Origin of the sequence: Acinetobacter sp. YH12105, assembly GCF_013419095.1 — a bacterium.
GTDB classification, from domain to species: domain Bacteria; phylum Pseudomonadota; class Gammaproteobacteria; order Pseudomonadales; family Moraxellaceae; genus Acinetobacter; species Acinetobacter pseudolwoffii.
On record NZ_VPAU01000031.1, the window covers coordinates 1 to 8,524 of the forward strand.

An 8,524-nucleotide genomic window follows, 5' to 3' on the forward strand; every position below is an offset into this window, starting at 1 on the left:
ATTTGATTCATTTGATTCATTTGATTCATTTGATTCATTTGATTCATTTGATTCATTTGATTCATTTGATTCATTTGATTCATTTGATTCATTTGATTCATTTGATTCATTTGATTCATTTGATTCATTTGATTCATTATTTTTAACTTGTTTTTGTTTAGAATTTTCAACTTTAGAAGCTTTTAAATTCTTTTCAAGAAATAACAAGCCGCCATCTGCATAACTAAAACTTGCGATACTAAAGAATGCACTAATTAACAGTAATTTAGTACAAAATTTATTTTTGAATAGCATGTTTATTTACTCTCATTTAATACTTGTTAGATATTCTAACTTTAAAGAATTAACACCCAGAGGACTCATAAATTACATTCTTGTAATTTTAAAATGTCTCAGGATGGTGTTTAAAGTGCGTGTGATAAATAGAAGTGTAATACAGGAAAATGGTAAGGTTTATCAGCCTAGTCATCTGTCCATTATGTAGAAAGAGCAGCACTTTAATGTTTATGCTGTTCCAATGTATTACATTCCTTACTTTCTATTTGTAACGTAATTTCAGTAATACTATGATTATGTTTTAGAACGTCTAAGGCCTTTTGATAGAGCTGATCTGGATCGCTATTAGGAGCAACCAAATGAGCAGTTAAATGAATGTTTTTTGAAGATATAGCCCAGACTTTCAACTGATGAATCCCTTCAACACCCTCTAGCATCAATAAATCATTTCTTAACGACTCAATATCAATCTCATCAGGAACCCCTTCAAGCAAAATATGGATACTTTGTTTTAATAAAACCCAAGTTCGAGGTAAAACCCAGAAGCCAATTAACACAGCGATTACGGTATCTACCCACATCCACTGGGTAAAATAAATGACCACTCCTCCGATAATCACGCCTATCGATCCCAGTGCATCACTAAGGACTTCTAAATATGCGCCTTTCACATTTAGACTTTCTTGAGCACTCGCAGAAAGGATTTTCATTGAAATCAAATTTATGACCAAACCAATGACTGCGACAATCATCATTCCAACACTTTGAATTTCAGCAGGATGCGTAAAGCGTTGGTAAGCTTCATAGACAATATATATCGCCACCACAAAAAGCATCACTGCATTAAACAGAGCCGCTAAAATTTCGAATCGCTGATAGCCAAAAGTTCTTTTATCATCTGCGGCTTTTTTACCAATTTTGATAGCAGCAAGAGCAATAGCTAATGCGGCTACATCAGTAAACATGTGAGCGGCATCAGACAGTAATGCTAAACTTTGGGTAATAAAAGCAGCGACAACTTCTACTATTAAGAAAGTAGTCGTTAAACCCAAAGCAAACATTAATTTCTTACTATTTCCTTCAGTAACAACCGCATGGCTATGATCATGATGTTCTGACATAAAATTTTCCTTATTTAATCCATGATTAGCAGAGATATTTGAGACAGACCCAATATCTCTGCTAAAAGTTGCTTAATCTAATGGATTAAGAAGCTTTCTTTTCATTCATCCACCGGTACAGTACGGGCAATAAAACCAATGTAAGCAGGGTAGAGGAGATAATTCCTCCAATAACCACTGTTGCTAAAGGTCTCTGTACTTCTGCCCCAGTTCCGGTTGCCAAAGCCATCGGGACAAACCCAAGGGACGCCACACAAGCGGTCATCAGCACAGGTCTAAGACGCAAAATTGCACCCTGCCACGTTGCATAATAAAGGTCATATTGTTGTCGCAACTCTTTGATAAAGGTGAGCATGACTAAGCCATTCAGTACAGCCACCCCCGATAGTGCAATGAAGCCAACCCCTGCTGACATGGATAATGGAATGTCACGCAACCACAACGCGATTAAGCCTCCACATAAGGCAAACGGTACACCACTAAAGACCAGTAAGCTTTCTTTGATATTATGGAATACAGCCATCAATAAAATAAAGATCGTCAACAATGCGAGCGGAACCACCAATTGCATACGCGCTTTTGCAGACATCAGATTTTGAAATTGACCGCCATAATCTATCCAATAACCGCTTGGTAATTCCTGTTTGGATAACGTGCTCTGAAGCTCTGTTACGAATGAGCCTAAATCACGTCCTTCTACATTTGCAGTAATAACCACTCGACGTTTACCATTTTCACGGCTGACCTGATTAATACCCAGGATATTTTCAACGCGTGCCACATCTTGCAGTTGGACTAAACCACCATTCGGCAATTGAATAGGAAGTACCGCTAACTGTTCAGGACTACGCTGGGATTCATCTAGACGGATGACAAAATCAAAACGCTTGTCTCCCTGTAAAATTGTTCCAACATTCTGGCCACCGACACTTGTAGCTACCAGATCCTGAATTGCTCTTACCGACAAGCCGTATTGTGCGGCTCTGGACTTATCAACTTCTACATTCAACAAGGGTAAGCCGCTGGTTTGCTCTACATTAACGGCTGTCGCGCCTGAAATTGATTTAATTTTCTGAGAAATCTTATTCGCTTCACGATTCAGAATTTCCATATCATCGCCAAATAATTTGACACCCACATCACTTCGCACCCCTGAAATTAACTCGTTAAAACGCAGTTCAATGGGTTGCGAGAACTCACTGTTATTTCCCGGCAATGTCGCTAAGAAAGTAATCATTCTTTGGCGAAGCTCATCAATCGTTTGTTTTGGATCAGGCCATTCATCATGAGGTTTTAACAGTACCACGCCATCTGAAATGTTGGGTGGCATGACATCTGTGGCCACTTCTGCTGTACCGGTACGGGCAAAGATTGCTTTAATTTCAGGAAATTCTTTCAACAGTAACTTTTCAGTATTTTCCTGCATTCTCAGTGACTGTTCTAACCCTGTACTTGGGGAACGCATTTGCTGAACAGCAAAATCACCTTCACCCAGTTGAGGTGCAAACTCGCTACCTGTTTGAGTGGCTAGCACACCCGTAAGCACTAAAATACAGGCAGCCACAATAGTCACAAATAAACGAAGCTCATAGGCTCTATCTAAAAGCAATTCATATTTGGTTTTAAGCCAATGCATCCAGCGACTTTCGGTTTCCTTGACTTCTCCAGTGACAAATAGGGCAACTGCGGCTGGCACAAAAGTGACAGATAAAATCATGGCCCCAATTAAAGCCAGTACAACCGTCATTGCCATAGGATGGAAAAGTTTGGCTTCTACACCGGTTAAGGTAAAGATGGGCAGATAAACCACCAAAATAATCAACTGTCCAAAAATGAGAGGGCGACGTGCCTGTTTCGCAGCCAAGAAGACTTCTCTAAATCTTTCAGAACGGCTCAGCAAACCACCTTTCAGCTTCTGAGCTTCGGCTAGCCGCCGGATACAGTTTTCTACAATAACCACTGCACCATCAATAATGATACCGAAGTCCAATGCCCCCAAACTCATCAGATTCGCACTGATTTTCTGTTCTGCCATTCCCGCCAGGGTAAACAGCATTGAGAGTGGAATAACGCAAGCCGTGATCAGCGCAGCACGGAAATTACCTAAAAAGAGAAATAAAATAACAATGACGAGGATTGCGCCTTCAATCAAATTTTTCTGAACGGTTTTAATCGCGCGATCAACCAAATGTGTACGGTCATATACGGTCTCAATCACTACGCCTTTAGGTAAGGATTGCTGGATCGATTGCACCTTTTCATCAATGGCTTGAGCAACGGTACGGCTATTTTCTCCCATCATCATCATGGCAATACCCAATACAGTTTCTTCACCATTATAGGTTGCAGCACCGGTTCTCAAGTCATGACCAATCGATACCTTGGCAACATCTGCAACCCGAATCGGATAGCCGTTTTTATTGGCAATACTGATGTTCTGAATATCTTCAATCGTGTTTAAAGTGCCGGGCACCCGCACAGTCAACTGTTGTCCATTTTTCTCAATATAGCCTGCACCACGGTTTTCATTGTTTTCTGTTAAGGCGGTCTGTAAATCAGTCAAAGGAATTTGCAATTGCTGCAATCGGTTCAGGTCAGGGGCAACCACATAGGTCTTGTTAAATCCACCAATACTGTTGATTTCCGCAACACCTTTCACACGCTGTAATTGCGGCCTCACAATCCAGTCCTGAATTTCACGCAAGTCCATAGCCGAATAAGACGTCCCATCCGGCTTTTTAGCATTAGGTTCGGCTTTAATCACCCATTGATAGATTTCACCTAAACCTGTCGAAATAGGCGACATGGTCGGTTGCACATCTTCAGGCATTTCTCCCATTGCTTCTTGCAAGCGCTGGTTGATGAGCTGTCTGGCCCAGTAGATATCAGTACCATCTTCAAAAATGATGGTCACTTGCGATAAACCATAGCGTGAAATAGAGCGGGTTTGTTCCATATTCGGCATGCCTGACATGGCATTCTCGATAGGATAGGTAATCCGCTGTTCCATCTCCAAAGCAGTAAAGCCATTGGCAGAAGTGTTGATCTGTACTTGTGTATTGGTGATATCAGGCACGGCATCAATCGGCAGCTTTTGATAGCTGTAAATGCCTACGCCAATCCAGGCCACAATAAACAGCATGACCCAGATGGCATTATGAATTGAAAACTGGATCAGTCGATCAAACAGTCCTTCAGGCTTTATTGACTCATTATTAGATATTTGAGAATTTTCAGTGCCCATGTGAAGCCTCTCCTTTTTCCATTTCAGATTTCAGTAAGAAACTACCTTGAGCGGCATATTTTTGTCCCTGATTAAGCCCATTTACCACTTCAATCCACTGGCTCTCCCCAGATGACTGACCTAATTTCACCGGCTGCGGACTGAATTCAACTTTCTGTCCATGTTGAGTGGCGACAAAAACCACATCCTTTCCATCGATATTCTGAACTGCTGACTTAAGCACCCGTAATGCGGTACTTTCACTCTTTTGTTGCAGCAGTACGTTTACCATCAAGTTTGGACGTAATTCGGTTGCATTCGATTCAACTTTTGCTCGAACCTGAAGACGACCCGTTTGAGTATCCGCTTCAGTATTTAAAGTCTGGATAACTGCCTGATAGACCTTTTCAGTTTGCAAGGATTTAAATTCGATCTTTTGATTCGGGGCTAAACCCATAATTTCAGAATTTGGAACAATAAACTCAAGCCAGAGCTGATCTAACCGGTCTATAGTAAAGAGCTGATCGGCTAACTGAACATTTTCTCCGAGCACCAAATCCTTTTTACTGATCACGCCGGAAATGGGGGCTTTCAAAATATAGCGCCCGTTACTGGTATTCACAGCACCAAACGCACTTAAACGTGATTGGGCCGATTGGACCTGAATTTGCGCCCGTTTATAGCTGTTGTAAGCACGTTGATAGTCCTGTTTTGCTGAAATACCCTGTGACCACAGCTGACGCTCACGCTCGAAGTCCTGTTTCGCCAGTTCAAGGTTGGTTTGTTCAATTTTTAGATTGGCCTGCTGATCGACTAAATCAGGAACAAGCAACGTGGCCAAAGACTGTCCTTTCTGAACTTTTTGGCCGAGTTCTACATAGACATTTTCGACATGACCACTAAAACTCGGAGAGACATGCGCTTGCTGGTCGGTATTCACGTTAAGTTTTGCTGGATAAGAACTTAATTTAACCACCGGACCTTGATCGACTGCTGATAACTGTATGCCTTGTTCAACCAGTTGCTTGGCCGTCAGGCTCACGCCTTCTGCATGCTCTTCGGTTTCACCGCCATGTTCCTCTTTGCCTTCTTCACTTCCATGTTCCTCTGCGCCTTCTTCCTCTGCATGTTCATCTGATGTTTCAGATTTATTCTTACCCGACAAGATCAAGAAAATACTGAGTAGTACGGTTGCGCCGATGACCAAACCAATCAGTAGAGGTTGAGAGATTTTTCCGCTCTGTTTTTTTAAGCTGTTTTTAAGATCGAACATGTTAATTTCCCCCACCAATGACAGGCATGGCCTGTATGTCTTGCCATAAGTTTTGATTGATTTGTGCAATAGCATCTTTCGACATGACTTCACTTGGGCTAATGCCTAAGCTCAAACTTTCTGCTTCAATGGCCTTTTGCCAGCCATCCCGTAACAACTGGACTTTACGCAGACGGATGTCTTGTAATTGAAGCGTGGCTTGCTGAACATCGGTTAAAGCAAACTTGCCTGCCAAGAAACCTTGTAGCGTCTTACTTTGAACTTGAGTCGCCAAAGGAATTTGAGTCTCGTCAACGACTTTGAATTGCAGCTCTAAACCCTGCAACTCGGTTAAAATTGTGCCTATTTGCAGCGCATTTTGCTTTAGATAAAACTCTTTCTGACGCTCTAATAAGTTCATTTTTTCTTGCGCGATTTTTATGCCATTTTGCTGACGATCGAAAATATTAAGCGGTACACTGACTCCGACTACTAATTGATTTTGTGTGGAGTTTTCCAAGGATTGGGTGCGGTTGACACCTAGGTTTAAAGTGGGGTTAGGACGTGCCTTTGCCCTTAGTTGATCAACCGTTGCTTGAGACTCTAATACCAGTAAAGCTCGATATTTCTCAACGTAGTTTTCCGCTAAATATTCTTGAACCTGCTGATGAGTCGATTTTGGCCAGAGCTTTTGTGAAGAGAGGTTTACCTGCAATGACTTATCAGAGGTTCCCCATAAATTTGATAATTGTTGGGTGGCCACTTGGACTTGTAAGTCGGCCTGTCTAAAAAGACGGATATTTTCAGCATGACTTAAACGTGCGCGATTCACATCTACTTGCGCGATACCGCCCGCAGTAAAGCGCTTCTCGATCGCTTTAAGGTTTTCTTCGCTCACCCGAAGTTGTTCATTGACAATGTTTCTTTCAAGTTCGGCAATGGCCAGTTGTGACCATACATATTTCACTGCAAGCTCAATTTGCGCTTGATAAATCTTCTGCTTCAGTGCTGTTTTATCTGTAGAGAGACTGGCTAATTTTTGGTTTGCTTTTCGCTCACCAAAAATATCCAAGGGTTGTGATATGCCAATGGTAAGCTCTTTTTCATTATTTGAACCAAATCCCGTTTGTTCAACTGACAGTTCAGGATTTTTAAACAGCTTACTTTGCTGAAGATTCGTGGCATTAATGCTGTTTTGCGTTTCCCAGAAATTTTGGGACGCTTGATACTGGTTGACCTGATCAATGGCTTGTCGCAGCGTTAAATCTTGAGGACTGGCGACTACAGAAGTACTCAAGCTGATCATTGCTGATAGCAAGACACCTGTACGGAATGCTGACCAGGATAAATTCAGGATAGAAGTATCCTGATATAATTTGTTTTTTGACATGAAATGCACCACACATAATGAGATTAGGAGTGGTGGGCTTTTATAAGACTACCCCACCAATAGTAGGGGCAAATCAGGAGGGGGTGTTAATTGATTCAGATAAGGGGATTTATAAAAAGTTCTTCCCAAATAAGATGGTGTAAGGACTGTCTCAAAATGAGTTTTAAGCTTCAAATCATCGGGTGGGTCAATCTGAATCACGATTGTATTTGAGAAATGACTGCACTTTTCGTTAAAACAAACCTTCTGACAATAGTCATAAATTTCTTTATAGTTTTCTAAGGAATAAAGTGCTTGACTAGGACTATCACTCTTTTCGTCTAAATCGATTGGATTAGAGAGTATTGAATTGGGTATGTTTGGCATTTCATGCAGACACGCAGCCTCTGCCACACTCCAAATATTCTGGAATGTGAATAAGAGTACCAATATCTGGATTAGAAATGTTTTTCTCTTCATACACAAATCTGTATTTAAAACACCAATAAGAAGCTGTCCAGATCTATCAAAGATCTGATCACAGAATTTGAGTAACCTTAAACTTTTTGCAGCCTTAAGTAAAGATATACAGAATTTTTGAAAAAAGCATAGGTCTAGATAATCAAGCTAGATTTTTTAGAACTCCACATTGGTCAATTGTACATAAGCCATCACAAGTACCTCTTAAATCAGATAATTGTTCAATAAGCTTTTGTTGCTTGATTATATTTTCTCTGATAGCACTGACATGTAAGTCAATTAATTCATTCACATCTGAACAATTTTTCTCAGGTTTGTCTTTATAGGTAAGTAATTGACGAATTTCATTCAAACTCATATTTAAAGTTCGGCAATTCAAAATAAACTTAATTCGCTCAACATAGCCTATATCGTAAAGGCGGTAATTTCCTTCCGTTCTTTCGGGTTCCGGAATTAAACCTTCCTTTTCATAAAACCTAATTGTTAATACTGAACATGAGGTTTTTTTAGAGAGTTCACCAATTTTTAAATGCATTGAGTTGGTATTTCCAAAAAATCTTGACTCTATAGTAACTATAGGGATTCTAATATTCAAAGTTTATAAATTTTTTTAATGGGTATAACTATGAGTGGTTGTGGATGTAGTAAAGAAACACCATGCGAAGATAAGAAATCTGGCACTGTTGCAAATAGAGATTTGAGTCGATGATGTTCCCTTTAAAAAGTACTTAGAGACCGAAAACCCTGTTGATTAGACACACTTCACCCTGAGGCTGACCATAATAAAATGACGATGCTTGTCC

General features: G+C 40.5%; 6 protein-coding genes and 2 pseudogenes. All 8 read right to left on the reverse strand.

Features of this window, described 5'->3' with window-relative positions:
* Positions 1-114: 114 nt before the first annotated feature.
* Positions 115-294 (reverse strand): annotated as a pseudogene (locus FTU44_RS14515) (hypothetical protein); the annotation flags it as partial.
* Positions 295-497: 203 nt separating this feature from the next.
* Positions 498-1,397, reverse strand: a complete 900-nt coding sequence (locus FTU44_RS14520) for a cation diffusion facilitator family transporter (protein WP_004665978.1) — start codon at positions 1,395-1,397, stop codon at positions 498-500.
* Positions 1,398-1,482: 85 nt separating this feature from the next.
* Positions 1,483-4,641, reverse strand: a complete 3,159-nt coding sequence (locus FTU44_RS14525) for an efflux RND transporter permease subunit (RefSeq protein WP_180051253.1) — start codon at positions 4,639-4,641, stop codon at positions 1,483-1,485.
* Complete coding sequence (locus FTU44_RS14530) at positions 4,631-5,893, reverse strand: efflux RND transporter periplasmic adaptor subunit (protein WP_071851559.1); 1,263 nt, start codon at positions 5,891-5,893, stop codon at positions 4,631-4,633. The genes FTU44_RS14525 and FTU44_RS14530 overlap by 11 nt, the downstream gene beginning before the upstream one ends.
* 1 nt (position 5,894) lies before the next feature.
* Positions 5,895-7,262: a TolC family protein gene (locus FTU44_RS14535; RefSeq protein ID WP_004677225.1), complete on the reverse strand. Its 1,368-nt coding sequence runs from the start codon at positions 7,260-7,262 to the stop codon at positions 5,895-5,897.
* A gap of 48 nt (positions 7,263-7,310) precedes the next feature.
* Complete coding sequence (locus FTU44_RS14540; protein ID WP_025465702.1) at positions 7,311-7,721, reverse strand: hypothetical protein; 411 nt, start codon at positions 7,719-7,721, stop codon at positions 7,311-7,313.
* Between the two features lie 142 nt (positions 7,722-7,863).
* The gene (gene cadR, locus FTU44_RS14545; protein WP_004733193.1) at positions 7,864-8,256 is read right to left on the reverse strand and encodes a Cd(II)/Pb(II)-responsive transcriptional regulator; all 393 of its coding nucleotides are present in this window, start codon (positions 8,254-8,256) and stop codon (positions 7,864-7,866) included.
* 193 nt (positions 8,257-8,449) lie between these two features.
* Positions 8,450-8,524: pseudogene (locus FTU44_RS14550) on the reverse strand (IS6 family transposase); the annotation flags it as partial.

Excerpts from the sequence above, each read along its gene's own strand:
- FTU44_RS14520 (WP_004665978.1), bottom strand. The coding sequence starts at position 1,397 with ATGTCAGAACATCATGATCATAGCCATGCGGTTGTTACTGAAGGAAAT.
- FTU44_RS14525 (WP_180051253.1), bottom strand. The coding sequence starts at position 4,641 with ATGGGCACTGAAAATTCTCAAATATCTAATAATGAGTCAATAAAGCCT.
- FTU44_RS14530 (WP_071851559.1), bottom strand. The coding sequence starts at position 5,893 with ATGTTCGATCTTAAAAACAGCTTAAAAAAACAGAGCGGAAAAATCTCT.
- FTU44_RS14535 (WP_004677225.1), bottom strand. The coding sequence starts at position 7,262 with ATGTCAAAAAACAAATTATATCAGGATACTTCTATCCTGAATTTATCC.
- FTU44_RS14540 (WP_025465702.1), bottom strand. The coding sequence starts at position 7,721 with ATGAAGAGAAAAACATTTCTAATCCAGATATTGGTACTCTTATTCACA.
- cadR (WP_004733193.1), bottom strand. The coding sequence starts at position 8,256 with ATGCATTTAAAAATTGGTGAACTCTCTAAAAAAACCTCATGTTCAGTA.